We start from the raw sequence: 25,929 nt of genomic DNA, 5'->3' as shown, positions 1-25,929 counted from the left end.
CGGTGGCACGGCCGCAGCTTCCGCTGTCAGCCGCGGTGGTAGTGCCCTGCTCGACGGATCATCCGGTCGCGTCGGCACTGTCGTCGGCAACCCGGCGACGGCCGCGAATCGACGATCAGCAGCAGCCCGTGGAGTAGCTCACGTAGGACGCGTTGCAGTCTCTCGCCGTGTTGGCGTAACAGCGGACCTGCCCCGCGACCACCTTGTTGTAGTAGTAGTAGCAGAACGGCCCTCCACACCCGACATAGGCGAGAGAGCAGACGTTGCACGCGGACGCAGTGGCCTTTGGCAGCAGCGTGGCCAGTAGCTTGTCCGCCAGCTTGTTGATAATCATACGACCTCTCTCCTTCTCCGTCGGTACGACGGTTTGTCGACAGAGGTGACGATGTCATCGACCACTTACGATTCGCTAACGGTGCGCTAATGCCCCGGTTAGCGGCTGTGGATCGGCATTCGCGCAGGTCATGACCGCCCGGTGCGCGAGATGGCGGTCATGCCGCCACCCCGTGTGGTGGTCGGCGGTGACAGGTGGGCGACGGTGCTACCGCTGACCGCTCGCGCGGATGATGCTGACCAGCCGGCCGATTCGTTGACCGGGCGCGACGCCGAGGTCCCCGGCCAGGATCTCGCACAACTGGTCGTGGGCGGCCAGGGCGGACGCGACGTCACCACGCCTCATGTGTGCCTCGATGAGGTGCTCCCAGGCCCGTTCCCGGTATGGCCACTGGCGCACGAGTGGCTCCATCGCGTCGATGACGGAGTTGTTGTCGCCGAGGACGAGTTGCGCCTCGGCGAGGTCCTCCATGGCCCGCCACCGTCGCTCGTCCAGTGACGCCGCCACGACCGCTACCCCAGCGGACCGGGCATCGACGCAGGCGTCCCCCCGCCACAGCCGCAGTGCCGCCGAGAGGGCGGCGACGCGGCGTTCGGCACCTTCGGGGAGCCGAGCCCCGGCGCCCTGTTGCGTCAGGTCGTCGAAACGGGCGAGGTCTGTCGATGCGAGGCGGGCGCACAGCAGGTAACCCGGTGGGCGGGTCTGCAGGAGGTTCACGGCATCCGGCCCGCCGAGCCGCACCAGGCTTCGCCGCAGGGCGCAGACGTGGCCCTGTAGCTTCGTCGTCGCCGTCGCCGGCGGGTGGTCGTCCCAGATCACCTCGATGAGGCGGTTGACGGCGACCACCGAACCCAGGTTGAAGGCGAGCGCCGCCAGCAGTGCTCGCCTGCCCAGGCCGCCGACGGCCATCGGCTGCCCGCCGACGGTTGCCTCGATCGGACCCAGCAGTGACACTCTGAGCAGGGTGTTAGCGTTCACATCGACGTCCGAGTGGTGATCGCGTCGTCGTAACCGGATGCCTGGAGGTGGAACAACTCGGCATAGCGCCCTCCCGATGCCATCAGCTCGTCGTGGCTGCCCTGTTCGAGGATGCGGCCGGCGGCCAGCACGGCGATGCTGTCCGCCTCCCGGACGGTGTTGAGCCGGTGCGAGATGAGCAGGCTGGTGTGTGTGCGGCGCAGCGACATCAGCCGCTGGTTGATCTCGTGCTCGGTCGCCACGTCGAGACCTGACGACGGTTCGTCGAGGATCAACACGTCCGCGCCCTCCCTGAGCAGGGCTCTGGCCAGCGCCAGCCGCTGCCACTGCCCCCCGGACAACACCACCCCCACCCCGGGCAGATCCCCGTCGCTGAAGGCTCGCGTCAGCATGGTGTCGTACCCGTTCGGAAGCGCGGCCAGGGTGGCGTCCATGTCGGCCGTGGCGGCTGCTGCCCGTACGCGGGCGCGGTCATCCAACGCGTTGATGTCGCCGACAGCGATGTTGTCGTGGGCGGAGAACTCGTACGTCATGAAGTCCTGGAATGTCGCCCCGAGGCGTGCGCGTAGCGAAGCCGGGTCGATGGTGGTGATGTCGACGCCATCCCACCGAATGACGCCCCTGTTCGGGACGTGGAAGCCGCAGAGAAGCTTGACCACCGTCGACTTCCCGGCGCCGTTGTCGCCCACCAGGGCGAGGGACGAGCCGCAGGGGATCCGCAACGTGAGACCGCGCAGGACCCAGTCGTGCTCGGGGGCGTACCGGAACCAGACGTCGTCGAACTCCAGGCCCCGCTTCAGTGGTGTCAGGGCGGGCAGCGGAACGGCACGTCGGGCCTCGCGGATCACCGCGGTGATGTCGACGTAGTGGCCGAACACGATCAACGTCTCGCCGAGCATCGCGATCTGTCGGACCAGGCTCGACGCGGACATCTGCAACGCGGTCAGTGCCGCGATCACGAGCACGAGGTCGCCGACGGTGCCGTGTCCGTCGACCACCCGTGCGACGAAGACGGCCAGCGCGACCAGCGAGACGATGCCGGTCAGCGTCGCGAGGGCGCTGTCGACCCACAGGGCCAGTCGGTCCTGGTGACGTTCCTGTCCCTGTGCCGCGCGCAGCTCGCGCAGCAGGCGACCCTGAAAGAACTGGCCGAGCCCGAACAGCCGGATCTCCTTCGCGGCGCGCATGTCCAGCAGGAGTGCCGCGTAGAACGTCTGCCGGCGGAACATCGGTACGGTGCGTTCCATCATCGCCCCGCGCATCCGCGCCAACCGGATCTGGGCCACGAGCGTGGGCAGCACCGCCAGCATGACCAACGCGCTCACCAGGGGAGACCAGCGCACCAGCGTCACGCCGAAGGCGACGATGGTGATCATCTCCTGCCCGATGCCCAGGACCATGCTGTTGAGCTGGGTCGGCGCGAAGCGACTCGCCTCGTGGGCGAGCCGGAGCCGATCATGAAACTTGCTGTCCTCCAACTCGGTCAGCCGAGGGTGCGCCGACACCGCTGTGAACAGTTCCTGCTGCGTGCGTATCGTCACCCGGCGTTCCGCGTCCCGCTGTACGTACTGCGAGACGTGCAGGATGACTGGCGACACGATGGCCAGCGTGCCGAAACCGACGACACCGAGCCAGATCGTCGACGTAGCGTCGGCGGAGAGACCGTCGATGAGGGCTCGGGTGAACCAGGCGGTGGCTACCGCTGTCAGACCACCCACCACCATGATCACGACGCTCACCGCCGCCGCCCAGGGCGCGGCGCCGAAGTAGATCCCGAACGCGCGACGCATCAACGCTGCCGACCGCCTCATCGGCTGCCCAATACCTCGCTCAGGTCATGCCCGCGTGCCGCCAGTCGTCCGTCCGCGTCGAACAGCACGAATGACGGAGTGCCCTGCACCTGGAAGGCCGCCATCACCGCGCTCGGGCTGTCGTCCATGACGAGGAGGCCGGCCTTCCGTAGCGTCGGGCCGAGCTCGTCGGTCATGCCCTCGCCCACGGTGAGGAAGCTGACCACCCGTACGCCCGTGCCGCCGAACTCCTCGGCCCGGTCGGCCAGTTTCTCCGCCTGCGCGGGGCAGTGTCGGCATCCGGCGGAGAAGAACCCGATGAGGGTCGGGCTGCCCGCGAGGTCGGCGCTGGAGACCTGGCCGTCCGGTGACACGAACTCCGGCAGTGTGGTGCCGACCGACAGCCCCGAGGCGGGCGGAGAGTTCATCTCGATGAGCTTCGCCTCCGTCTCGCGTAGCCGCCTGATGACCGCCGCGCTCAGCGCGAGATCGACGAGGACGAGCGCCGCGAGGATGGCGACGGCGGTGGACAGAAATAGCACTGTGGGCTCCTTGGACCGGGGCGTCGAAGAACAGCGCACGAGAAGCGCGCGATCGATTGGAAAGATTCAGCGCGCGTGAGATGCTCCACGAAGGAGCCAGGTGAGGTCGTCAAGCCTGACCAGCGTCGTGACGATGAATCCCGCTAGGGAAAGAGCCAATATGAGGTGCGGCGGCTCTAGACCTCTGAGCGATATGGCGGGCAGGGTGATCGCGCCAAGAAGGGCGCCGGCGGCCGTGCCGGCGAGGAAACCACTGCGAGCGACGTGCCGCCACGCAACGGGCGTGTCCGTCGGGCCGAAACAGTGACATCCCGCCGTCGACCCTTGTCGGACGGCCCGCGCGAGCACGACGGTGAACGCGCCGAAGAGCAGCACGGCCGCGGCCAGGCCGATGACCGTGCCCCCGGGCCAGAGGACAAGCGCCAGTACGGCTGCCTCGGCCGCGATCGATGCCACCGCCACCGGGCGGGACCAGCGCACGGGGGCGACCCGCAGTTGGGCAATGGCGTCGGCGAACGCGTGAAAACTCATTCGACTACGCACTTTTCCGATGACGGATATCGCAAGAACGCCGGCCAGCGTCAAAATGGACGCGACAACAGCGACACCCACATCGTCCCCCATTCCCCGTGGCGCCCAAGTGCCGGGGTGCGAGTCGCGCAGACCTCAAGAACCCCGGCTGGGAAACCCGAGGTTATCGGCGTGCTTCGATGCTGTCAACGGGTTGATTTGCCGGCGGAAAGATGAGAGTAATACCCCTCGAAGGGGGTCTTATGACCGACGAGTCACAATTCCTGCTCACCGTCCTGGGTGGGTTTGCCGCGCTTGCGGCACCCGTCGTCGGCGTTGCCGTGGCGCGCCGGAGACTGATGATAGTCGATGTGATGGGTGACAGCATGATCCCCACTCTGGCTCACGGCGACCGCCTCGTGGTGCGCCGAACGCGCCGGCTCCGGGCCGGCGGCATCGTCGTCGCGCGCCACCAGGAGGGTGGTCCTCGGAGTGCCGTCGAGGGCTCTCCCGCGTCCGCCTGGCTGGTCAAGCGCCTCGTGGCGCTGCCAGGTGACGCCGTCCCGCAAGTGGTCGCCCCGGCCGTCGGGGCAGAGGTGCGACAGGTGCCGGCCGGCATGGCCGTGCTGCTCGGCGAACATCCGGACAGCGTTGACTCGCGCCGGTGGGGATTCGTGCCGCTGAAAGACATCGAGGGCGTTCTGGTCGGGCGACTGGGGTCTACCGGCCGGTAGGGCAAACAGGTATTGCCCAGCCATTGGCGTACATCTATAGTTGCGCGGATCACAACAATCATGGCCGTGGTGACGCGGCCGGGTCGTCGAAGCGCTTCGACGATTCGTCGTTCAGGCCCGTCAGCCGGGTGTCGAGCCTGGTCACGCCGGCCTCGGCGCCCCGCTGGGCGTCCGTCGTACGACATGAGGAGAACCGCATGCGGAACTGGCGCCTTCGGCGCGGAATCACCGCGCTCGCGCTCGCCCTGCTAGCCCTACCGGCCGTTCCCGGCACCGCGCTCGCCGAACCCACCTACCCGTTCCGAGATCCCCACCTGCCAGTGGACGCCCGGGTCGACGACCTGCTCGGCCGGCTCACCCAGGACGAGAAGATCTCCTGGCTGCACCAGTACCAGCCGGCCATTCCACGGCTGGGCATCGGCCTGTTCAAGACCGGCACCGAGGCGCTGCACGGGGTGGCCTGGTCCACCGACATCGACAACAACGGCGCGGTGGTCAAGGCTCGCGGCACCGTCTTCCCACAGCCGGTGGGCATGGCGAGCACCTGGAACACCGACCTGATCCGGCAGGTCGGTTCGGCAGTCGGCGACGAGGCGCGCGGCTACCACGCGCAGAACCCCCGGGTCTGGGGGCTCAACCTCTGGGCGCCGGTGGTCAACCTGCTGCGCGACCCCCGCTGGGGCCGCAACGAGGAGGGCTACTCCGAGGACCCGCTGCTCACCGCCGAGATCTCCACCGCGTACGGGTCGGGGATGACCGGCGGTGACCCCAACCACCTGAAGAGCGCGCCGACCCTCAAGCACTACCTGGCCTACAACAACGAGGTCCGACGCGACGTGACCTCGTCGAACGTGCCGCCTCGGGTGCTCAACGAGTACGACCGCGCCGCCTTCAAGCCGGCCATCGCCGCCGACGCGGCGACCGGGATGATGGCCGCGTACAACCTGGTCAACGGCCGTCCGGCAACGGTGGACCCGGACCTGGCCACAGTGGTACGCGACTGGACCGACCAGCCGCTGATGAACGTCACCGACGCCTGGGCGCCGAACAACCTCGTCGCCTCGCAGGGGTACTACCCGACCCAGGCCGAGGGGAACGCCGCGATCATCAAGGCCGGCCTCAACAGCTTCATCACCGACGACACCAACGCGCAGCCCACCATCACCGCCATCAAGCAGGCCCTCGCGATCGGCCTGCTCACCGAGGCGGACATCGACGCCCGGATCCGCGAGATCCTGAACGTCCGGTTCCGGCTGGGTGAGTTCGACCCGGGCGGCGGCCGGTACGGCGGCATCACCCCGGACGTCATCAACAGCCCCGAACACCAGCGACTGGCCCGGCAGGCCGCCGGCGAGGCGATGGTGCTGCTGAAGAACGAGCGGCAGGCGCTACCACTGAACCCGGCCCGGACCCGCAAGGTGGCGGTGCTCGGCCCGCTGGCCGACACCCTCTATTCGGATTGGTACGGCGGCGACCTGCCGTACCAGGTGACGGCGCTCGACGGCATCCGCGAGCGGCTGGGCAGCTCGGCCAGCGTGAGCGGGCTCGACGGGGCGGACCGGATCGCCCTGAAGGACGTGTCGACCGGCCGGTACGTCTCGGCCACCGGCACCACCGACGCCGACCGCGTCCTCGGGACCGGTGCCACCCCGGCGCTCGTCGCCCAGTTCGACGTCGTCGACTGGGGGCAGGACGTGGTGACGCTGCGCAACGCCGCCAACGGCCGCTACCTCGGCTACAACTGGGGGCCGTTCCTCACCCGGGACGAACAGCCGAACGGTTGGTACGTCCAGCAGCAGTTCAAGCTGGAGCCGCAGGCCGACGGCACCGTGGTGCTGCGGTACGTCGGCTACGAGACCACTGAGAGCTGGTTCGGCGCCGACACGTACGTGACGATCGGCGACGACGGCGCCCTCAAGCTCGGCGCCTCGACCCCGGCCGCCGCTACCCACTTCAGTCGCGAGCTGATCAGCAACGGAATCCACCGGGCCGTGGCGGCGGCCAAGGCGGCCGACACCGCAGTGCTGGTGGTCGGCAGCAACCCGTTCATCAACGGCCGCGAGGCACACGACCGGACCTCAACGGCGCTGAGCGCCGGCCAGGAGGCGCTGGTCAAGGCCGTGGCCACTGCCAATCCGCGGACCGTTCTCGTGCTCCAGACCAGCTACCCGGTCACCATCCGATGGGAGCAGGAGCACGTACCGGCCATCGTCTGGACCACACACGCGGGCGCGGAGACCGGTCACGCCGTCGCCGACGTCCTCTTCGGCGACCGCAACCCGTCCGGCAGGCTCACCCAGACCTGGTACCGCTCGGACTCGCAACTACCACCGGACCTGCTGGAGTACGACATCATCTCGTCCGGGCAGACCTACCTGTACAGCCGCGCGAAGCCGCTCTACCCGTTCGGCCACGGGCTGTCGTACACCCGGTTCCGGTACGGCCAGCTGCGTGCCGGTGCGCAGTCGGTAGCGGCCGACGGCACCATCACGGCCACTGTCGACGTGACGAACGTCGGCAGCCGGACCGGGACCGAGGTGGTTCAGCTCTACACCCACCAGCGCACCTCGCGGGACACCACACCGATCCGCCAGCTCAAGGCGTTCCAACAGGTGAAACTCGCACCCGGGCAGACTCGTACGGTGACCCTGCGCCTGCCCGCCGCCGACCTGGCGCACTGGGACGTCACCCGCAGCAGGTGGGTGGTCGAGTCGTCAGTCCACGACCTGATGGTCGGGGCGTCCGTCGAGGACATCCGGGCCCGCGCCACGATCCGGGTCCGCGGTGAGACCATCCCGGCCCGCGACCTGTCCCGGCCCACCAGGACGGAGAACTTCGACAGGTACGCGGGCGTCCGGCTCGTCGACGAGACGAAACCCAGCGGTACGGCTGTCGGTGCCACAGCCGCCGGTCAGTGGATCTCCTTCGACGGTTCCACGCTGCGGCCCGGTGCGCGCACCTTCACCGCGACCGTCGCCAAGGCCGGTGCGGGCGCCGGCACGGTCCAGATCCGGTTGGGGTCGCCCACCGGCCGGCTGCTCGGCACGGCCACAGTGCCCAGCACCGGCGACGACTACCGGTACGTCAGCACCAGCACCGAGTTGGCCCGAGCCGTCGGCACCCACGACGTGTACCTGGTGTTCGACTCCCCGCTGCGGCTGGCGGAATTCTCCATCAGATGACCGGAGCCCCGGGCCGGGTCGATCGTCGACCCGGCCCGGGGCCGTCGGTTGGTCAGCTCGCCGTGCAGGTCAGTGTCGGTGTGCTGGGCGTGCCGGTGGACGAGCCGAGGAACCCGAACGCGGTGCTCGCGCCGGCGCCGAGTGCCCCGTTGTAGGCGACGTTGCGGGCGGTGACCGCCGAGCCCTGGCTCGTGACTGTCGCGTTCCAGGCCTGGGCGACGCTCTGGCCACCGGCGAAGGTCCACGTCACGGTCCAGTTGCTGATCGCCGAGGTACCCGCGGTGACCCGCACCTCGCCCTGGAACCCGCCGGTCCACTGGCTGGTCACCGCGTACGCCGCGGTGCAGCCGGCCGTGGGTGGTGGAGTGGTGGGCGGTGGAGTGGTGGGCGGTGGGGTGGTCGGCGGTGGCGTGGTGACGGAACCACCCCAGCCGGCGGTGGAGTCCAGCCAGGCGGCGCGTCGCAGCATCCAGTCCCGCATGACCTGGACCTGCCCCTGCCAGGTGGGCGAGGTCGGGGTGCGGAAGAAGCTGACCGTCGGTGCCGTCAGGTTGGGCCAGCGTTGGAAGTTGCGCTGGGCCGCGTTGGTCAGCGGGGCCGCGAGAGCATTGACCCGGGTCTGGAGCGCGGCGTCGGCGAGCAGGCCCCGTCGTAGCGTCTGCCAGCGCGATCGGGCCTGGTTGACGAACGCGGGGTCGCGCAGCAACTGGGCGAACCAGTCGTTGGCCGACGGTTGTCGGGTCTGCTGGTGCTGCCAGCCCGACACCTGGTCGTTGGCGAAGAATCCACCGACGCCGAAGCTGAGGTCGAAGTCCCACAGCGGACCCGCGAAGATCTTGCTGTCCCGGTCCTTGTAGAAGTGTGAGCTGCGGACGTAGGCGTCCATCTCCCGGCTCAGCTCGTTGACGATCATGAGGTCGATGAAGGAGTCGACGTCGATGTACTTGCGGTATCCGGTGCTCGGGTCGGCGAAGTTCGACGAGTGCAGCACGTCGTTGAACTCCTGGAGGTGACCGCGCAGCCAGTCCCGTTGCTGCGGTTGCAGGGGCGACGGGTCGGCGACTTCGAGGTAGTTCCAGCAGGTGGCCGCCGGCCCGGTGCACGGCAACGTCGGCTCCTCGGCCGCCATCCACTCGAACTTCCAGATGTACCCACCCTGGATCTTCGGCAGTGTCACGTCGTCGGAGTCCAACTGCTTGAGGTCGAGGCGGTCCTTGGAGTTCTTGATCGTCTCCATCAACATGTAGACGCCCATGTAGTCGCTGGCACCCACCGGTGCGGCGTCCGTGTTGAGGTAGAACTCGGCGAACGCGTAGCGCGGGGCGGGCAGCCCCATCTCGCGCCCGAGGTCGTAGACGAGCGCCTCACGGATCAGCGCCTTGTCGGGGAACGGGCCGCGCAACACCCAGTCCGAGTCGGCGGGCATGCCCAGCACCGGGTGGTCGGCGTCGTCGTCCTCGTTGTCCCAGAACTCGACGCGGAACGGCGTCTTCTCGAACGTCGCCGACGAGTTGCCGCGCAGCCGGAATCCCGCGCGGGTGCTGAGCGTCGGGGCGGCCGCCAACGATGTGGTACCGCCGCCCGTCGGTTCGAAGATCATTGTGGTGGCGTCGAAGTACTCACGGTCGGGCCGACCAGCGCCGTACGAGTCGATCAGCACCACCGGCAGGTCGTGGGCGGTGGTGACGTTCTGGGCGGCGTACATGGCGGTGCCGGGCGCACCGGTCGGTGTCTGGCCGACGAACGCCTGAGCCCGCAACTGGGTGGTGCGGGTGAAGCGCAGCGCCGAGCCCGAATAGAGCGACGACTGGGCGGTCGGCGGCTGCCCGTTGGTGGTGTAGCGGATCTGGGCGCCGCTGACGGTGCTGCTCAGCGTCACCGCCACCTCCCCCTGGAAGGTGCCGCTGGGCACCGAGAAGGTGATGTCGCCGACCAGGTCGTCTGCCACGGCCGGTGCGGCGGCGGCATCGGCGGCCGGGGCACCGGCGAGCAGTTCGGTGACCGGTTGGGCGGCCTGGACAGCGGAGACGGGTTCGGCGCCGGCCGGTGGCGAGGACACCACGAGGAGGCCTGCGACGAACACGGCGGTGGCGGCGATCCCGGCGGCACGAAGGGCCGCCACCGGAAGACCGGTGTTGCGGATGGTCATGCGCACGATGCCTCCTGTTCTGATCGGGTCGGAACTGTCAACTCCAGGAGCGCCGAGGACGGGTCGGCGCGGAAATGGCGGCGTAACGTCCGTCGCCACGGCACGTCTGGAAGGTCCACGCGCAGGGCCGCGAGACCGGTGGCGTACTTCGAGATGCGTACGGGACGGGTCCCGCGTTGCCACAGCGCGCGGTCGACCAGAGAGGGGGCCGAGCTGGTCTTGGTCTCGACCACTGCGATGCCGGGCAGTCGCAGTGTGCGGTCACCGTCCTGCCAGGTGAGCCCGGTGTCGATGGTGACCCGGCTCGCGGTCGCGGGGAGCAGCAGAGTGGAGCGACGGTAGCTGGTGACCAGCATCGGCTCCAGCGGGCTGCCGGTGAGATTGGACAGAATCGACTCCCGGTCCAGCACCTCGTCGACGAACCCGCGCCCGGACCGGACGGTGCGGCGGTCCTCGGCCAGATACGGCAGTCGGTGCTTGGTGACCCGTCCGCGTGCTCCGCTGATCTTCACTTCGAGCCAGCACTGGGCGGAGTCGAGGTAGGTCCGGGTCCGTACCTTGAAGCGCCTGCGCCGCCGGTACGCGGCGCAGTGGTAGCTGGCCAGGCAGGGCGTGTCGAAGTACACCGACTCGTACCGGAAGCTGCGCTCACCATCGATGTCCAGCACCCTGGCGTACGGGCTGAGCTGGTCCAGCAGGTGCGGCAAGTCGCCTACCGTCAGGACGTACTTGCGGTCCACCCTGCACTGCAGCGCTGCCCTGTCCATCACCTCGGCCAGTGCGATCGGCGTCAGCGTCGCCAGCTGTGGCGCGCTCATCGGAGCGCCCCGGCCCGTACCGACTTGCTGGTGCCGGCCGCCGCGCTGCGCCTGGCGACCGAGTACCGGACGTCGACCACAGTGGTCTCGTTGACCATGTCGAGCCGCTGGACGATGGCGTTGTGCACCCGGGCGTTGAGCAGCTGCTCCAGCTGGGCGACGAGAGCGACGTGATCGGTGACGGCGGAGTCGAGCACCATGATCTGGTGCCGGTAGTGCCGGAGCAGCCGTCGGTGATCGCCGACGAACATCACCGCGACGATGAGTGCCATCAGGCCTCCGCTGAGCCAGACCGAGGTGGTGCTGAGTGCGCCGAGAATGCCCAGTGCGAGAGCGGAGAAGTAGTACGCGACCTCGTGCTGGTCGAGCTCCGTCGACCGGAGTCGGATGATGGAGAGCACTCCGAACAGCGCCAGCCCCAGCCCGAGCCCGGCACCGACGTCGCTGGCGCTCAGCGCGCTCGCCACCGCGAGGACGCCGACGTTGACCCCCAGATAGGCGACGACCAGGTCGCGTCGGCGGTGCCGGGGGAAGTAGAGCCCGAAGACGAGCAGCGCCACCGCGCAGATGTCGATCGCGAACAGGACGAGCTGCGACATCGCTGGGGTTCCTCCTGGTTCACGCCGGAGCGGACCGACGCCAGACCGCCGTCGCTGCGTGGCGACCTGCGGAAGGTGGCCGGACCTCCGGGCTACTTTTCGGTAAACTTTCGGTATTTCGTTGGTGACTGTAAGCAGAACATCAATGCAAGTCAATGTGTGGTCCGTGTGCACCGGCAGGTCCCCGGGCCGGCTGGCGAGGGTGTGGTGCGTCTGACGTGGGCATGCCCGGGACGCCACCCCGGCTCGCGCGGTCGCCGAAACTTTCGGAGCCTTTCGGGTCGCGCGGCCTCTTTTTTGATCGAGTCCTGGGAGTGGGTTGATCGTCGGTCCGGCCGGGGGTCGCCGAGCCCTCTCGCGACCGCTCGGGTCGGCGGGGGCCTAGTACCTGCGGGCGCCTATGGAGCTGATGCCGTAAACGAATCAGGCAAGGGGTCGGTGGTGTGCCCGGCGTCAGGTCCGGTTGGCCTTTCCCGGGCCCGGTCAAGACGAACCGTGCGGGCGAACCGCCTGGCGGCAATGTCGTGGGGATCGATCGTGTGGGGCTGTGTCGCTGGAGCGGTTCGAGGGGTCGGCTGTCGGTGATGTCGTAGGCGATTCAGCTCCAAAGGGGGACCGGACCAACGGCGTCCCCTGGTCCGGCGCCCCCTGGGGGGCTGTGGTTGCTCGCGACGTTCAGCGCCCTGCGCTGCGGGGCGCAGGCCGAGGCCGCCGTCCAGTTGTCGATCGCCCAGGTGCGTGCGAGTGGTCGCGGGCCTCCACGACGAGCCTCGCGTCGTCCCTGCGGATTCGTCGGACGACGTAGGCAGGGGTGTATGGCCGGCGTGGTTGATCTGCCCGATCCGACGGCATTTCTGCATAGACGCCCTCCAATTGCCGGTTGCATTGGTCAGACGTGTGACCTACGCTCCCAGTAAGAATTTCGGGGCGGTTAACAAAGAGTGCGGTCGGGGCGACGGAAGTCCCCGCCGGCCCTTAGTGGCGTCGCTGTTCCGTACTCGTCGCTCGATACGCACTTTGGGCACCACATCGACGACCAGTGAGAGGAACAGACGTGAAGTCAGCCATATCCACCGCTCGAATGTCAGTGTTGGCGGTGGCGGCGCTTGTCGCCGCCACACTGCCGGCAGTGCTGACAAACCAACTACCGGCCTCGGCCGCAGTCCAGGCGACCTACTATGTCGCCCCGGACGGTAACGACGCCAATCCGGGGACCATTCAATCGCCGTTCAAGACGGTTGAACGCGCGCGGGACGTGGTTCGCACCATCAATTCAACGATGAGCGGCGACATCAACGTGTATCTCCGCGGCGGGAGATATCCGGTCACCAGCACCGTCGAGTTCGGCGCCAGCGACTCCGGAAACAACGGGTTCCGGGTCGCCTACGCCGCCTACCCCGGCGAGACGCCCGTCCTCGACGGCGGCGTCCCGGTGACCGGGTGGAGCCAGCACAGCGGCAACATCTGGAAGGCGCCGCTCGATCGCGCCAACAAGCTGCGGGCGCTCTACGTCAATGACAAGCGCGCGTTCATGGCGTCGAAGACGATCAGCTCGGCGGGCTGTTACGGGACGTACAACATCACGGCAAACCAGGCATCCTGGGCCTGGGAGTCGGGTTCGCAGTGCGACGGCGCGAAATACAGCCTGAACGATTTCCCTGCCGTCGCCCGCAACCAGGACGACATCGAGATCGAGACCGGAACGACCTGGACCACGGCCATCGTTGGCGTCCGCCAGGTGACCACGAGTTCCGACGGCGCCAACCGGGTGGCTCTCTTCCAGCAACCCGGTGCGGCCATCGCCCAGGGTTCGTTCAACGGCAACGCCCAGGTCGGTGGCACGCACAAGCTCATGAACGCCTACGAGTTCCTGGACGCCCCCGGCGAGTTCTACTTCGACAAGGGCAGCCGGACGCTCTACTACTACAAGGCCAGCGCCGAGAACATGTCGACAGCGACGGTCTACGCGCCGAACAACGTCTCCACAGTGCTGCGGGTCGCCGGCACCTCGACGAGCAGCCACGCGCGCAACATCACGTTCTCCGGCCTGACTGTGCAGCACTCCGACTGGAACCTGGTCAACGTCGCAGGCTCGGTCCTCAAGCAGGCGCAGCAGGGCAATCTGAGCGCGAACGTGTACGCCAAGGGCAACTTCCACGTCTACCACTACCGCAACGTCGACGTGGTTCCCGGCATCGTCCAGGTGCAGAACGCCGACGGGATCCTCCTGCAACGCAACCGGGTCCAACACACCGGTGCCGACGGGATCAGCATGGTCAACGACGTGCAGGGCACACAGTTGATCGGTAACCACACCAACGACATTGCCGGGTCCGCGATCCTCGTGGGCCATCCGCAGCACGTCTACATCGGGGACGGCACGTCGACCAACCGCGAGAAGTACTCCGCGTCGGTCGAGGGACTACCGAAGAACATCGACATCAAGAACAACTACCTCTACGACAGCGCGGTCCTGTTCAACGGGCACAGCCCCATCTCCGCGTACTTCGTCGACACCCTCACCATCCAGCGCAACCGGATCGAGAAGACCCAGTGGTCGGGCATCACGCTCGGCTGGGGCTGGTGGAACTTCGACGGATCGTCGGGCTCGATCGTGCCGAACCGACCTACCACCACGGCGAGAAACAACACCATCAGCTACAACCACATCATCGACACGGTGCAGCGCCTCAGCGACACGGCCCCCATCTACACGCTCGGAAGTCAGCCCGGGACCACCATCACCAACAACTATCTCCAGGGCGTTCCGTCGGGCCACAAGTACGGACTACACCCGGATGAGGGATCGGCGTTCATCACGTTCCGCGACAACGTCCTGAGTATCGACAAGAACGTCACCTGGATGATCAACTCGGACGACTTCGGGCGGAAGCACGATCTGAGCATCACGCAGATCTACGGCCCGATCAACAAGGTCTCGAACAAGAATCTGCCGAACAGCACTGTCGCCGACATCCTCGTCTCCTCCGACTATGTCTGGCCCGCGGCGGCCTACGGCATCGCCGCGAATTCGGGCCTTGAGGACGCGTACCGGGACATCCTCCCGGCGAGCACCTTCTCCGCGCCGAACTACGTGCTGCCGGCCAGCACGTTCGTCACCAGTGCCACGGCGTCGATCCCGATCCGCAGCACCGGCGACGCCACCAAGTCGGTCTGGTTGGCGCCGTCCGGCACGACCACCTTCACCGCCGGGGCGACGATGACCAGGGCGGCCGGCACCGCCACGTCCATCGCCGTTCCGGCGACCCAGGGCGAGTACCGGCTCTACGTCGTCGACGCACAGGGCAACCGGTCGGCGGAGTCGACCTTCATCGTCCGGCAGCAGCAGGGTGGCGGCAGCGGTACTGGGAGCGGGCAACTCGTGGGTGGCCAGTCCGGCCGCTGTGCCGAGGTGCCCAACTCGTCGACCACAAACGGCACTCAGACCCAACTCTGGGACTGCTCCACGGGCACCAACCAGCGGTGGACCCAGACCGCCAGCAAGCAACTGACCGTGTACGGCAACAAGTGCCTGGACGCCTCTGGGGCGGGCACTGCCAACGGCACCGCGGTCATCATCTGGGACTGCCACGGCGGGCTCAACCAGCAGTGGAACGTCAACAGCAATGGCACCGTGACGAACGCCCAGTCGGGGCTCTGCCTCGACGCCAACGGTGCCGCCACCGCCAACGGCACGAAGCTCATCCTCTGGTCCTGCAACGGCGGCACGAACCAGCGGTGGACGCTGCGTAGCTGACCGACCAGACCCCGGGGCCAGGCCGACACGGGCCTGGCCCCGGCTATTTCTGGTAGCCGTAGTTGTCGCAGGTCCGGCGTCCCTGCACGCAGTTCTTGGTGCGCTTGTTCATGGTGTCGACGTCCCACATCACGAACGCGTCGCCGTGCATCGACGAGGCGCTCTTGCCCTCCTTGTCGGAGGACAGGTAGTAGCCCGCCGGGGTGCCCTTGGCCGGGTACTGGATGTCGAAGGTGATCGCCGGGACCCGGACCGGGTGACTGGTCGGGCAGGAGTTGCCGCTGCCGTACGCCACATGGTCCTTGTGGTTGGGGCTGTCCAGGTGCTTGCCGTCCCAGCAGTCGGGGAACTGCATCATGAAGTGCAGCGTCGCGTCGCCCCCGCAGATGGGCCAGTTGCCGTTGGTGCTGCGGGCGATGCCGTCGAGGTCACCGGGGCCGTAGAAGGCGCAGTAGAACTGGCCGGTAGCGCCCCGCGGGGTCGGCTTCTTCTTCTTGGCGTCGCCGGAGATCATGCGCAGGCCGTTGGGCATCGGCATCTGGCCTGTCGAGTTCTTGGCGAGCGAGCGGTAGTAGACCCGGAACCCGGTGGTTTCGACCGGCTTTCCCGTCGCGTTGTCGTAGAGCGTGGGCACCCAGTAGGCGGAGTGGTCCTGGACGGGCTTGCACGAGGTGGCAGTGAACTTCGTGAGGTCACCGGCGACGGTGTTCGCGTCGACGGCCTTGTTGCCGACGAACGAGTGCATGTGTGACGCGCCCGGTAGGCCGGGGGCGACGATCGGGTCGTCCGGTAGCCGGTGGCTGTACTGGCAGTCAGCCCGGAACTCGGGAAGGTTGCCCACTCCGGACGGGACGGGGTCGACCTTCAACGCCCGGTACGCGTCGGCCTGCGCCTTCCAGGTCGCCCGGTCGACCGGAATCCAGCCGGTTGCCGGGACCTTCGGCGCGGCAGCGGTCGCCGGTGTCGCGCCGGTCGACGGGGTCGTGGAGGCCGACGGCGTCGCGGACGTCGACACCGCCACGCTTGGCGACGCCGGCTGCCCGGCCGGTGATGACGGGTATTCGAGTGCGTTGGCCGCGTTCGACGGCTCGGGCTGCGCCGCGCCGCTGCCCAGGTACACGCCCCCGGCCGCGATGACGAGTACGGCCGCCGCGCCGACGGCGACGCCGAGCCTGTTGCGGCCGAGCCAGCCAGGAACGCGATGACGGGGCGGCGGTGCGCTTTCGTACGACACGGGGTCACTCCCAACGAGTGGACGCCAGGATGACCCGAACGGCCACGGCCGCCGAATGGTAGGCGCTTGCGGCTCGCGCTCGGAAGGTCTTTAAACCTTCCTTAAAGTACGCGGGCTGGCCGCGTACGTGGGCACCGTTCGCCGGATCCGACGGACGGTGCCCACGCCCGATCTCGGGTCGGCGACGTCGCTAGGGGGCGGCGTGCTGCGTGGTGTCGGTCGGCTCGGCGGCCTCGTCGTCAGTCGAGGGCTCCTCCTCGTCCGCCACCTTGACGCGCGCGGGCTCGGTCCAGGAGAACTCGATCTCGACGGACACCTCCGTCTCGTTCTCCCGCTCGATCTCCAGCTCGCACCGCACCGTGTCCGCGACCATCACCGCACCGGCCGCGCCGTAGAAGAGCCGCCCGTCAGACTCCAGCTGGTTCGCCAGCTGGCGCAGCCAGGCGGCCAGGTCGGAGCGTGACACCGTACGGGAGTCCTCATAGATATCCATGGCGGCCATGCTCGCACTCCACAAAGGACGACGTGTGCAGGGCTTCGGCCTCGACTCGAGGTGTCGGCATGATATGGATCTTGCCGGTGGTGGTGGTCGGGGAAATGTCGGCTTCGGAGGTGCTGCCGGACGGCGTGCGGGTAATGCTGGGCGATGACATCAACCTGGAAGCCCCACGAGAAACACGGCGGCCTGTCGGACAAGGACAAGCGCGAGTTGCCGGAGACCGTCTTCGCGTTCCCCGGCAAGCGCAAGGAACCGATGACCGATGCGAGCCACGTCCGCAATGCCATCGCCCGGTTCGACCAGGTGCAGGGCGTCACCGACAAGGACCGCGACCTGGCCTTTCAGAACATCCTCGCCGCCGCCAAGCACTACGGTGTCGACGTCGCCGAGACGAACTGGCGCCAGCTCGGCAAACTCCCGCACACGCCGAACCCCGCCCACTGACGGGGATCCGCACGATTCGGCTCGCTGGCCGGATAGGTCCGTATCCGCTGGGTAAGCGGCGCGGATGCCCGCCAAGCAGGAGCCGGCAGCTGACAACGACCCGCCCCGGCACGGGGTGTCCCGGGTCGACCGAACCTGGGCCGGCCTGCGCGAGCGGGTGCGGCACGGGCTGCGCTCCCGCGCCTGGCGGTTCCGCCTCTACGGGCTGCTCGCCGTGCAGGCCGGCGTCGCGGCGACGATCGCCTGGTTCGTGGGGGCCCAGTTCCTGGACAATCCCGCCCCGGTGCTCGCGCCCACCACAGCGGTCGGCATCGTGGCCGCCTCGATGGGCACACGCCTGCGGCGCACCATCGAGCTGCTGGTCGGGGTCGTTCTCGGGCTCGCCGTCGGTGACGCGGTCATGCCGCTGTTCGGCATCGGGCCCTGGCAGACCGGCCTGGTCGTCGTACTGGCGATCATCGTCGCCATCCTGCTCAAGGGCGGTGGCTCCCTGCTCACCCAGGCCGGTGGCACAGCGGTGCTCATCGCCACCCTGGAACCGCCAGTGCGTGACCTGTCCGTTCCTCGCTTCGTCGATGCCGCGGTCGGCGGACTGGTCGGGTTGGCGGTCGGTCTGCTGGTGGTGCCCATCCACCCGCAGCGGACGGTGCGGCGGCTGGCCGAACCCGTCCTCGACCCGGCCATCGCCGCCATGCACGATCTGGCCGGGGCGCTGCGCCGTCGGGACCTTGACGGCACCGAGCAGAGTCTGACCGGCCTGCGGATCCTCGGGTCGCGGGTGACCGCGCTGGACGAAGGGCTGGAGGCTGCCCAGGAGGTGGTACGACTGGCGCCGCTACGGTGGCACCAACGTAGGTTGCTGGCCCGCTCCACCCAGGCCGTCAAACATCTCGAGCGCAGCCTCTACGGCTGTCGGGCCGTCGCGCGAAGACTCACCAAGGCTCTCCGGGAGGATGAGCCGATACCGGAGGAGTTCGCGGCAGCCATCGAGCTGCTGGCCACCAGCATGCATACGCTGAGACGCACCACCACTCCCGAGCGGGCGGATCCGCAAAAGGCGCGCCAGCAGATCCTGACCGCTCTCAAGCTGGTCGGAGAGGCGCAGGGCCCCGCCGCCCCGGATCCCACCCGTCCCCACTCCCACCGGTTGGGCTACTCCGGGATGATCGCCGCGGGTGAATTCCGCATGGCCGCCCAGGACCTGCTCATCGCCAGTGGGTTGGACACCGAAGAGGCGGCAGCGCTGGTGCGGCAGACGTCGGGTCGGGACGACTGGGACTGAACGGCCCGGGCACCCGTCAGGTCGCCTTCAGCGAGGCGAGGACGTCGAGGTAGTGCGGGTTCTTCATGACCCCCAGCACGTTGCCGAACGGGTCAACCACCGCCGCGGTGATGAACCCCTCGTCCCCGTGCGGGGTGATCGGCTGGTACTCCGTGGCACCCAACGCCAGCAGCCGCTCGACTGTCGCGTCGAGGTCGTCGACGCACCAGTGCATGACCACCCCGCCGGGCCCGGTCGCCGGGCCGGCCGGTGCGTACCTGCTGTCGATGATGCCCAGCTCGGCCTGGTAGTCCCCGATGCGGAACTCGGTGTAGGCCGGGCGTCCGTCGGGGCCGGGGCGCATGAAGTACGCCTCGATGCCGAGGAAGTCCGCGTACCAGGCGGTGGCCGCTTCCACGTCGTCCGCCCAGATGTTCAGGGTGGCGAATCCTCGCAGGCTCATCAGGTGTCCTCTCGTCGATGTCGTTGATGTCGACGCTATCGACGATTGCGGAAGGTTTGCTTCCGCAATAAGCGGTGGTCTTGACCGTGTCGAGCCGCGGGCCGCATCTTTCGACGGTGCCCGGGTAGTCGCCGCCATTGCCAGTACTCATGGCGGGGGATGGCGTGGACAGCTACCCGGCAGTCGAGGACCACGGTCTGATCGGTGATCTACAGACCGCGGCACTGATCAGCACGGACGGTACGGTCGACTGGTTCTGCGCGCCCCGCTTCGACTCGCCGAGCGTCTTCGGCGCGCTGCTGGACCGCCGCAACGGCGGCCACTTCCAACTCTCGCCCGAGGGTGTCGACTACACGAGCAAGCAGCTCTACCTGCCCGGTACGCCGATCCTGATCACCCGCTTCCACAGCGCCGACGGTGTCGGCGAGCTGTTGGACTTCATGCCGGTCACCGGTGCGGAGGCCACCGATCGGCATCGGTTGATCCGGCTGGTGCGGATGGTTCGGGGGAGCATGCGTTTCCGCTTCCACTGCCACCCACGGTTCAACTACGGGCGCGACTCGTACGAGCTGGAGGTGCACCCCGAGGGCGACGTCTTCCGGAGCCCGACGATGGACCTCACCCTGGCCGCCTTCAAGAACTCGCTCCACGAGTTCGACGCGAGGGACATCAAACGGGACACCGACGGCGTGTCCGCGTCGTTCACCCTGCACGCCGGCGACATCGGCGGGGTGGTCCTGGAGACTGCCTGTCCGCACGCGCCCCGAGCACTCAGCACCGACGAGGCGTGCGATCTGCTTGCCCAGACCCGCGACTACTGGCGGCGGTGGGTGAGCGGTTCCCGCTACAAGGGCCGTTGGAGGGAGATGGTCGAGCGGTCGGCGATGACCCTCAAGCTGATGACGTACGCACCCACCGGCGCCCTGGTCGCCGCGCCCACCGCGGGGCTGCCCGAGCAGATCGGCGGGCAGCGGAACTGGGACTACCGCTACACCTGGATCCGGGACGCGTCCTTCTCCGTGCACGCGCTGCTGCGCCTGGGCTTCACCGAAGAGGCCGAGAAGTACCTGCTCTGGCTCGACGCGCGCATCCGTGAGGCACGGGACGGCAACCTTCCCCTGCAGATCATGTACCGCATCGACGGCTCACCGGACCTCTCCGAAGAGGTGCTGGGTCACCTGGAGGGATACCGCGGCTCCGCGCCGGTGCGGATCGGCAACGGCGCCGCGGGCCAACTCCAACTCGACATCTACGGCGAGGCGCTCGTCTCGTTGGAACTCGCGGACCGCAACGGGCTGATCGCGCCGTACGAGGGTTGGCGCAAGACGGCCGGGCTGATGGACTGGCTCTGTGCGCACTGGGACCAGCCCGAGGACGGCATCTGGGAGACCCGTTCCGGTCGGCAGGACTTCACCTACGGTCGGGTGTTGTCCTGGGTCGCGCTGGACCGGGCCATCCGCATCGCGCGACGCCGGGGCCGACCCGGCGACATCGCCCGCTGGTCCGCCGAACGTGACGCCATCTACCAGCAGGTGATGACTCGTGGGTTCAACCAGGAACATCGCGCGTTCGTGCAGCACTACGGGTCCGACATCCTGGACGCGTCGCTGCTGGCGATGCCGGGGCTGAACTTCATCTCGCCGACCGACCCGATGTGGGAGTCGACGCTGCGGGCGATGGACACCGGCCTGGTCTCCGACAGCCTGGTCTACCGCTACGACCCGAAGGCCTCGCCGGACGGTCTCGCCGGCACCGAGGGCACCTTCAACATGTGCACCTTCTGGTACGTGCAGGCGCTCGCCCTGGCCGGCCGGATCGACGACGCCCGGTTGACCTTCGAGAAGATGCTCACCTACAGCAACCCGCTCGGCCTCTACTCCGAGGAGATCGCGCCGACCGGTGAGCAGATCGGCAACTTCCCGCAGGCGTTCAGCCACCTCTCGCTGATCAGCACGGCGGCCCACCTCGACGACCTGCTCGACCAGCAGGGTTGACCGGTCCGGTCAGAACAGCGTCAGCGGCTCGACGGGGATCGGCTCGGGCAACGCGTCGAGCCCGGGTACGCGTGCTCGTACCTCGTTGTGGAACCGGCGGGCGAGCGCCGGCGCGTCGGCGTTGTCCGGGGTGTGGATGAACATGGTCGGCGAGCGCCCCTCGCGGAGCCAGGTGACTGTCACGTCGACCCAGCGCTGCCACCCCTCGACAGTGCGCGCCGAGTCGTCACGACCGAGGTAGCGGACGATCGGCCGGTCGGTCAGCGCGAGGGACCGGAGCGGCACGCGGGGCTTCTTGGTCCAGGCGTCCCGCTCCGCGTCACTGGTCGGCGGGCTCGCGAAGAAGGCTGTCGTGTCGAAGGGGATCCACTCGGCGCGGGCGGCGGCGAGGGTCGCCCCGAGCAGTCGGGCCGCGCGCGCGTCGGTGAAGAACGCGGGATGGCGGACCTCCACCGCGTACCGGTGGGACCGCGGGAGCTGTTCCAGGAAACGGCTCAGGGTTGGGACGTCGGCGGGCGCGAACGAGCCGGGCAGTTGGATCCAGAGGGCGTGGGCGCGCGGGCCGAGCGGTTCGATGGCGTCCAGAAAGACGCGCAGCGGTTCGTCGACGGTGGTGAGCCGGCGTTCGTGCGTGATGACCTTGGGGAGTTTGAGGACGAACCGGAAGTTGGGACCCGTCTGGGCTGCCCACGAGGCCACGGTGTCCCGGGCCGGGGTCGCGTAGAACGTGGTGTTGCCCTCCACGGCGTCGCACCAACTGGCGTAGTGCCGCAGGCGCTCGGCGGGCGGCAGCCGCTGGCCCGGCCACGACCGGTGACTCCACATCGCGCACCCCACGTGCAGACGCATGACCGCCCTTCCCGCCGGTGACCGCGCTCGACCGGAGCCCACCGTATACGGGCCGGCGGGCCCGGCCCGGCCCCCGGTGCGGCAGGTAGGGTCCGACGCCATGCGTGTGCTGTTCGCCAGTCTTGCGTCCGTCGGTCACACGTACCCGCTGATCCCGCTGGCGATCGCCACCCGAGAGGCCGGGCACGAGGTCCACTTCGCCGCCGGTCCAGAGGTGCACCCACCGCTCGCCGCGCACGGCCTGCGGCCGTTCCGGCCCGGCGACGCCTTCTACGAGGTGTACGCCGAGGATCTCGCTCCGGAGCTGGCGCGGCTGCGGCCCGACCTGGTGGTGCACGAGTGGGGGCTGCCGGGTGCGGCCGTGGCGGCTCACCGGGCCGGGATCCCAGGCCTGTGGCACGGCTTCGGCCGGATGTTTCCCGAGGGCATCGGCCTGGAACTGCCCACCAGGAACCCCGAGGTCGTCGGCCGGCCGCACCTGGACATCTGGCCGCCCTCGCTCCAGGACAAGAGCTTCCTCGCCACCGAACGTCGGATCGAGCTGCGACCGGTCGCCTTCTCCACACCGGCCCCGCTGCCCGAACGGGTGAGCCGTCGAACGTCCCGGCCGTTGATCTACCTGACCCTCGGGACCGCGTTCGGTACGCCGGAGCTGCTGCGCACCGCCATCGCCGGCCTGGCGGCGCTGGACGCCGAGGTGGTGGTCGCGGCGGGCCGGGTGCCCCTGGAACAACTGGGCGAGATCCCAGACCACGTCAGCGTGCACCAGTGGGTGTCGCAGGCGGAGTTGCTGCCGCTCGTCGACCTGGTGGTGCACCACGCAGGTAGCGGTACCACCCTCGGCGCGCTGGCGGCCGGCGTACCGCAGTTGCTGCTGCCGCAGGGCGCCGACCAGTTCGCCAACGCCGACACGCTCGCCGCCGCCGGTGTCGCAGTGCGGCTCCTTCCCGGCGAGGTGGACGCGGTTGCCATCGCCGAGCAGGCGCACCGGCTGCTTCCGCGGCGGGGCCAGGTCGAGCAGCGCGACGCGGCCCGCCTGGTCGCCGAGGAGATCGCGGCCATGCCCGCGCCGGGGGCCGTCGCTCGACTGCTGCCGGAGTACGCCGCCTGATCTGACGCAACATCGTCAACTCAGGGTTGACGCCAGGAGTGCGTCAACCTATGGTTGACGCATGACAGATCCTCTCCAGATGGGTAACACCGTCAAGCTCGACGACCTGATCCAGGCGATCAAGACGGCGCACACCGACGCGCTCGACCAACTCACCGACGCGGTCATCGCCGCCGATCACCTCGGTGAGGTGGCCGATCACCTGATCGGGCACTTCGTCGACCAGGCCCGGCGCTCCGGCGCCTCCTGGACCGACATCGGCCGCAGCATGGGGGTCACCAAGCAGGCCGCCCAGAAGCGCTTCGTGCCGAAGGCGACCGACGCGGCAGCGCTCGACCCCAACGCCGGCTTCGGCCGGTTCACCCCGCGCGCCCGCAACGTGGTGGTGGCCTCGCAGGAGGAGGCCCGGGCCAGCGGCAACGCCGAGATCGGCCCCGAGCACCTGGTGTTGGGCCTGCTGGCCGAGCCGGAAGGGCTGGCAGCCAGGGTGATGGCTGGTCGTGGCGCCACCCCCGAGGCGGTACGAGAGGCGGTCGGAGCCGTCCTCCCTGCACGGGCCGAGCAGGTTCCGGACCTCATCCCGTACGACGCGCGCGGCAAGAAGGCGCTGGAGCTGACCTTCCGGGAGGCGCTGCGCCTCGGGCACAACTACATCGGCACCGAGCACGTGCTGCTCGCGCTGCTGGAGCAGGAGGACGGCGCCGGCGTGCTCACCAACCTCGGCCTGGACAAGGCGACGGTCGAGGCCGACCTGGCCGCCGCTCTCGCCGCCGCCGTCGGAAAGAAGTGAAGCCCCGGGGTCAGGACGCCTCAGGAAAGCCGTAACGCAGGGCGTGCTCCGGATCGGCCGGGTCGATCTGGCGTACGCCCGCGTCGGCGAGGCGCTTGTTGACCTCGTCGAGTTGCTCGCGCACCAGGCGGGCCTCCTCCTCGGTGACCCGGCCCCGGTGTGGCTTGCCGGCGTGCTCCAGCGTGCCGTAGTCGATCTTCTCGGTGGTCTTGCGGGCCTTGGGCGGGCGGACCCGCTCGGCCGTCTTCAACAGTTGCGCCATCGGCACGTCGGTGGCCATCGCGTCGAACTCGCTGGCGGTCAACACCACCCGGCGGGGCTCGCCGCCACCGTGCCGGTCGTGGATCTCCACCACTGCCACGTCCAGCGCGGCGTCGTCGATGTTCTCCACCTCGCCCGGGGTGGCGTCCAACTGCACGGGCCCGGCGACCAGGTCCGGGTGCTCCAGCACGACGACGCGGACCACCTCGTCGTCCTGCTGCAGAACCGTGCCGGTGAAGTCGGAGACGTGGATCGTCTTCTTGCCCATGCGCGGAGCTTCTCCTGTCGTAGGCCGGGATGGCGGACCACAAGAAATTACCCGACAGGTGTGCGAAAGCTGCCGCTGGACCTCCTCCGGTGTGTCGCCCGGGCGAACGTCAGAGGTTTGCCCTGTGGTGGGTCAGTGGTTGTTCAGGCGGTGCCTACTGGAGCTACCGATGGACAGCTTGTTAAGGCCGGCCCACGACAGGGCGCCGCCGCCGATCGTCCGAGGGTTCCGGTAGCGCGGCTGGGGCGGATTGCCTCCGACGGCCTCGGCCGCCTGCCAGAGTCGCTCGGGGTCCTGCTGGTAGTGGTCGCTCGGCTGAATCGGCATGCGTTCACCGTCCCAAACAAAGGTGTCCAGGTATGGAAATACATATGACGGTCGATCCGCTTGCCCGGTTCCCGCACCCCTTTTCCGTTTGGCACCGACGTATCCTGCGCCCGGCCCCGCCGTCCGGCGTACGGTGATCGACGACGGGTCGGGTGACGCGGGGAGGTGCGCATGCTCGACCGGCGACTTCACCTGCACCTGGCCACCTGGCTGGGCCAGTGGCCGGCCGGGCCGGGGTTGCACGTGGTCGCCTCGCAGCGGCGGGCCGAACCGGCCTGGGACGGCCGGCTCCGCCCCGCGCTCGCCGTGGACACCGGGCAGAGCGCAGTGCTCTCCGTGGCGCCGGACCGCGTGGCGGCGATCCGCGCGTTGGTTGGCCGTACGCCGACTCGGCTGCTCGCCGCGTTGCCGGAGGCCGTCGGCAGACCCGAATTCTGCCTGCATGACGGCCCGTTCCGGTGGAGCCTGGCCCCCGCGCCGCTGCCCGACGTGGGGGAGTGGACCGAGCCCACCGCTCCCGGGCTGCCGCCGTGGCTGCGACTCTTCGACCGGCCGGTGCTGGTGGTCCGGGACCCGGACGGCGCCTATCTGGCCGGTGCCGGGATCAAACGGCACGACGCGTACGGGCACGAGTTGGCCGTCGGCACCGTACCGGCAGCCCAGGGGCGCGGCCTCGCCCGTCGACTGGTGGCCCAGGCGGCGCGGCGGGTGCTCGACGAGGGGGCCGTGCCCACCTACCTGCACGAGCGGGACAATCACGCCTCGGCCCGGGTGGCCGAAGCGGCAGGGTTCCCGGACCGGGGCTGGCGCGCGTACGGCGTCTATCCGCGCTGAGCGTCGGGGCCGCTGAGATTCGCGATCTTGCACTTACTGTCGCGGCATAGCGGGCATTCCACGCATCACGACGACCGAAACTGCAAGATCGGCGCGGGCGCGGGCGCGAGCGCGGGCGCGGGCGCGGGCCCCACTGCACCGACAGGCCCGAGGCCCGGACGTCGTTGATCAGGCGGGTCAGGAAGTTGTCGTAGTCGGTCC

The 25,929-nt window shown here is 68.8% G+C and carries 22 protein-coding genes and 2 pseudogenes; 9 read left to right on the top strand and 15 right to left on the bottom strand.

Going from position 1 to position 25,929, the window contains the following annotated elements:
* Nucleotides 1-115 precede the first annotated feature (115 nt).
* The 5 genes from AB0C20_RS23065 to AB0C20_RS23045 form a co-directional block, all read right to left on the bottom strand.
* Nucleotides 116-334 carry a hypothetical protein gene (locus AB0C20_RS23065; protein WP_210781026.1) on the bottom strand — a complete coding sequence of 73 codons (219 nt, stop codon included), beginning with the start codon at nucleotides 332-334 and terminating at the stop codon, nucleotides 116-118.
* A 207-nt stretch (nucleotides 335-541) separates the two neighbouring features.
* Nucleotides 542-1,288, bottom strand: a complete 747-nt coding sequence (locus AB0C20_RS23060) for a BTAD domain-containing putative transcriptional regulator (RefSeq protein WP_357184557.1) — start codon at nucleotides 1,286-1,288, stop codon at nucleotides 542-544.
* A gap of 20 nt (nucleotides 1,289-1,308) precedes the next feature.
* Nucleotides 1,309-3,102, bottom strand: a complete 1,794-nt coding sequence (locus AB0C20_RS23055; RefSeq protein ID WP_357184560.1) for an ABC transporter ATP-binding protein — start codon at nucleotides 3,100-3,102, stop codon at nucleotides 1,309-1,311.
* Between the two features lie 17 nt (nucleotides 3,103-3,119).
* Entirely contained in the window at nucleotides 3,120-3,644 is a 525-nt protein-coding gene (locus AB0C20_RS23050; protein WP_357568710.1) for a TlpA disulfide reductase family protein, read from the bottom strand.
* 66 nt (nucleotides 3,645-3,710) lie between these two features.
* Entirely contained in the window at nucleotides 3,711-4,256 is a 546-nt protein-coding gene (locus AB0C20_RS23045) for a MauE/DoxX family redox-associated membrane protein (protein WP_357568709.1), read from the bottom strand.
* 131 nt (nucleotides 4,257-4,387) lie between these two features.
* On the opposite strand from AB0C20_RS23045, the gene AB0C20_RS23040 reads away from it, so the two are divergent.
* Together AB0C20_RS23040 and AB0C20_RS23035 are read left to right on the top strand one after the other, a co-directional pair.
* A complete protein-coding gene (locus AB0C20_RS23040) occupies nucleotides 4,388-4,888 on the top strand; it encodes a S26 family signal peptidase (protein WP_357568708.1) in 501 nt (166 codons plus the stop codon).
* A gap of 197 nt (nucleotides 4,889-5,085) precedes the next feature.
* Nucleotides 5,086-8,070, top strand: coding sequence for a glycoside hydrolase family 3 C-terminal domain-containing protein (locus AB0C20_RS23035; protein WP_357568707.1), 2,985 nt, complete (start codon nucleotides 5,086-5,088; stop codon nucleotides 8,068-8,070).
* A gap of 52 nt (nucleotides 8,071-8,122) precedes the next feature.
* Here the strand turns inward: AB0C20_RS23035 and AB0C20_RS23030 are convergent.
* From AB0C20_RS23030 to AB0C20_RS23015, 4 genes and pseudogenes are all read right to left on the bottom strand, one after another.
* A pseudogene (locus tag AB0C20_RS23030) lies at nucleotides 8,123-8,485 on the bottom strand (cellulose binding domain-containing protein); the annotation flags it as partial.
* Between the two features lie 42 nt (nucleotides 8,486-8,527).
* Nucleotides 8,528-10,219 (bottom strand): annotated as a pseudogene (locus AB0C20_RS23025) (CotH kinase family protein); the annotation flags it as partial.
* Entirely contained in the window at nucleotides 10,216-11,037 is an 822-nt protein-coding gene (locus AB0C20_RS23020; protein WP_357568705.1) for a polyphosphate polymerase domain-containing protein, read from the bottom strand. The pseudogene AB0C20_RS23025 and the gene AB0C20_RS23020, both read right to left, overlap by 4 nt.
* On the bottom strand, nucleotides 11,034-11,636 hold the full coding sequence (locus AB0C20_RS23015; protein ID WP_091393400.1) for a DUF4956 domain-containing protein: 603 nt from the start codon (nucleotides 11,634-11,636) through the stop codon (nucleotides 11,034-11,036). Before AB0C20_RS23015 ends, AB0C20_RS23020 begins: the two co-directional genes overlap by 4 nt.
* Before the next feature lie 1,081 nt (nucleotides 11,637-12,717).
* Here AB0C20_RS23015 and AB0C20_RS23010 point away from each other — a divergent pair.
* On the top strand, nucleotides 12,718-15,393 hold the full coding sequence (locus tag AB0C20_RS23010; RefSeq protein ID WP_357568704.1) for a ricin-type beta-trefoil lectin domain protein: 2,676 nt from the start codon (nucleotides 12,718-12,720) through the stop codon (nucleotides 15,391-15,393).
* Between the two features lie 43 nt (nucleotides 15,394-15,436).
* Here the strand turns inward: AB0C20_RS23010 and AB0C20_RS23005 are convergent, their stop codons facing one another.
* Nucleotides 15,437-16,627 carry a DUF1996 domain-containing protein gene (locus AB0C20_RS23005; protein WP_357568703.1) on the bottom strand — a complete coding sequence of 397 codons (1,191 nt, stop codon included), beginning with the start codon at nucleotides 16,625-16,627 and terminating at the stop codon, nucleotides 15,437-15,439.
* Between the two features lie 190 nt (nucleotides 16,628-16,817).
* A complete protein-coding gene (locus AB0C20_RS23000) occupies nucleotides 16,818-17,120 on the bottom strand; it encodes an amphi-Trp domain-containing protein (protein WP_357568702.1) in 303 nt (100 codons plus the stop codon).
* A 153-nt stretch (nucleotides 17,121-17,273) separates the two neighbouring features.
* Here AB0C20_RS23000 and AB0C20_RS22995 point away from each other — a divergent pair, with 153 nt between their 5' ends.
* Both AB0C20_RS22995 and AB0C20_RS22990 read left to right on the top strand, forming a co-directional pair.
* Entirely contained in the window at nucleotides 17,274-17,570 is a 297-nt protein-coding gene (locus AB0C20_RS22995) for a DUF6582 domain-containing protein (RefSeq protein WP_196921397.1), read from the top strand.
* A 64-nt stretch (nucleotides 17,571-17,634) separates the two neighbouring features.
* Nucleotides 17,635-18,852 carry an FUSC family protein gene (locus AB0C20_RS22990; RefSeq protein WP_357568701.1) on the top strand — a complete coding sequence of 406 codons (1,218 nt, stop codon included), beginning with the start codon at nucleotides 17,635-17,637 and terminating at the stop codon, nucleotides 18,850-18,852.
* 16 nt (nucleotides 18,853-18,868) lie between these two features.
* Here AB0C20_RS22990 and AB0C20_RS22985 read toward each other — a convergent pair whose 3' ends face one another.
* The gene (locus AB0C20_RS22985) at nucleotides 18,869-19,294 is read right to left on the bottom strand and encodes a VOC family protein (RefSeq protein ID WP_238684724.1); all 426 of its coding nucleotides are present in this window, start codon (nucleotides 19,292-19,294) and stop codon (nucleotides 18,869-18,871) included.
* 164 nt (nucleotides 19,295-19,458) lie between these two features.
* On the opposite strand from AB0C20_RS22985, the gene AB0C20_RS22980 reads away from it, so the two are divergent.
* Entirely contained in the window at nucleotides 19,459-21,288 is a 1,830-nt protein-coding gene (locus tag AB0C20_RS22980) for a glycoside hydrolase family 15 protein (RefSeq protein ID WP_357568712.1), read from the top strand.
* A 9-nt stretch (nucleotides 21,289-21,297) separates the two neighbouring features.
* On the opposite strand, the gene AB0C20_RS22975 is transcribed toward AB0C20_RS22980, so the two are convergent.
* Nucleotides 21,298-22,113 carry a DUF72 domain-containing protein gene (locus AB0C20_RS22975; RefSeq protein WP_357568711.1) on the bottom strand — a complete coding sequence of 272 codons (816 nt, stop codon included), beginning with the start codon at nucleotides 22,111-22,113 and terminating at the stop codon, nucleotides 21,298-21,300.
* Between the two features lie 124 nt (nucleotides 22,114-22,237).
* Here AB0C20_RS22975 and AB0C20_RS22970 point away from each other — a divergent pair, with 124 nt between their 5' ends.
* Nucleotides 22,238-23,248: a glycosyltransferase gene (locus AB0C20_RS22970; RefSeq protein WP_357568700.1), complete on the top strand. Its 1,011-nt coding sequence runs from the start codon at nucleotides 22,238-22,240 to the stop codon at nucleotides 23,246-23,248.
* Nucleotides 23,249-23,309: 61 nt separating this feature from the next.
* The gene (locus tag AB0C20_RS22965) at nucleotides 23,310-24,038 is read left to right on the top strand and encodes a Clp protease N-terminal domain-containing protein (RefSeq protein WP_357184601.1); all 729 of its coding nucleotides are present in this window, start codon (nucleotides 23,310-23,312) and stop codon (nucleotides 24,036-24,038) included.
* A 10-nt stretch (nucleotides 24,039-24,048) separates the two neighbouring features.
* Here AB0C20_RS22965 and AB0C20_RS22960 read toward each other — a convergent pair whose 3' ends face one another.
* Nucleotides 24,049-24,567: a hypothetical protein gene (locus AB0C20_RS22960; protein ID WP_203122260.1), complete on the bottom strand. Its 519-nt coding sequence runs from the start codon at nucleotides 24,565-24,567 to the stop codon at nucleotides 24,049-24,051.
* A gap of 132 nt (nucleotides 24,568-24,699) precedes the next feature.
* Entirely contained in the window at nucleotides 24,700-24,894 is a 195-nt protein-coding gene (locus tag AB0C20_RS22955) for a DNA repair protein (RefSeq protein ID WP_357568699.1), read from the bottom strand.
* A 171-nt stretch (nucleotides 24,895-25,065) separates the two neighbouring features.
* On the opposite strand from AB0C20_RS22955, the gene AB0C20_RS22950 reads away from it, so the two are divergent.
* Nucleotides 25,066-25,728: a GNAT family N-acetyltransferase gene (locus AB0C20_RS22950; protein ID WP_357184608.1), complete on the top strand. Its 663-nt coding sequence runs from the start codon at nucleotides 25,066-25,068 to the stop codon at nucleotides 25,726-25,728.
* The last annotated feature ends 201 nt before the right edge of the window (nucleotides 25,729-25,929 follow it).

Source organism: Micromonospora sp. NPDC048843, from assembly GCF_040649965.1.
Taxonomy (GTDB): domain Bacteria; phylum Actinomycetota; class Actinomycetes; order Mycobacteriales; family Micromonosporaceae; genus Micromonospora; species Micromonospora hortensis.
Note: the sequence above shows the minus strand (reverse complement) of the source record. Positions and strands in the feature narration are given on the sequence as shown.

Excerpts from the sequence above, each read along its gene's own strand:
- AB0C20_RS23000 (WP_357568702.1), bottom strand. The coding sequence starts at position 17,120 with ATGGATATCTATGAGGACTCCCGTACGGTGTCACGCTCCGACCTGGCC.
- AB0C20_RS22995 (WP_196921397.1), top strand. The coding sequence starts at position 17,274 with ATGACATCAACCTGGAAGCCCCACGAGAAACACGGCGGCCTGTCGGAC.
- AB0C20_RS23055 (WP_357184560.1), bottom strand. The coding sequence starts at position 3,102 with ATGCGTCGCGCGTTCGGGATCTACTTCGGCGCCGCGCCCTGGGCGGCG.
- AB0C20_RS22950 (WP_357184608.1), top strand. The coding sequence starts at position 25,066 with ATGCTCGACCGGCGACTTCACCTGCACCTGGCCACCTGGCTGGGCCAG.
- AB0C20_RS22975 (WP_357568711.1), bottom strand. The coding sequence starts at position 22,113 with ATGTGGAGTCACCGGTCGTGGCCGGGCCAGCGGCTGCCGCCCGCCGAG.
- AB0C20_RS22985 (WP_238684724.1), bottom strand. The coding sequence starts at position 19,294 with ATGAGCCTGCGAGGATTCGCCACCCTGAACATCTGGGCGGACGACGTG.
- AB0C20_RS22955 (WP_357568699.1), bottom strand. The coding sequence starts at position 24,894 with ATGCCGATTCAGCCGAGCGACCACTACCAGCAGGACCCCGAGCGACTC.
- AB0C20_RS22990 (WP_357568701.1), top strand. The coding sequence starts at position 17,635 with ATGCCCGCCAAGCAGGAGCCGGCAGCTGACAACGACCCGCCCCGGCAC.
- AB0C20_RS23035 (WP_357568707.1), top strand. The coding sequence starts at position 5,086 with ATGCGGAACTGGCGCCTTCGGCGCGGAATCACCGCGCTCGCGCTCGCC.
- AB0C20_RS23020 (WP_357568705.1), bottom strand. The coding sequence starts at position 11,037 with ATGAGCGCGCCACAGCTGGCGACGCTGACGCCGATCGCACTGGCCGAG.
- AB0C20_RS23010 (WP_357568704.1), top strand. The coding sequence starts at position 12,718 with ATGTCAGTGTTGGCGGTGGCGGCGCTTGTCGCCGCCACACTGCCGGCA.
- AB0C20_RS23065 (WP_210781026.1), bottom strand. The coding sequence starts at position 334 with ATGATTATCAACAAGCTGGCGGACAAGCTACTGGCCACGCTGCTGCCA.
- AB0C20_RS22960 (WP_203122260.1), bottom strand. The coding sequence starts at position 24,567 with ATGGGCAAGAAGACGATCCACGTCTCCGACTTCACCGGCACGGTTCTG.
- AB0C20_RS23040 (WP_357568708.1), top strand. The coding sequence starts at position 4,388 with ATGAGAGTAATACCCCTCGAAGGGGGTCTTATGACCGACGAGTCACAA.
- AB0C20_RS22970 (WP_357568700.1), top strand. The coding sequence starts at position 22,238 with ATGCGTGTGCTGTTCGCCAGTCTTGCGTCCGTCGGTCACACGTACCCG.
- AB0C20_RS23015 (WP_091393400.1), bottom strand. The coding sequence starts at position 11,636 with ATGTCGCAGCTCGTCCTGTTCGCGATCGACATCTGCGCGGTGGCGCTG.
- AB0C20_RS22965 (WP_357184601.1), top strand. The coding sequence starts at position 23,310 with ATGACAGATCCTCTCCAGATGGGTAACACCGTCAAGCTCGACGACCTG.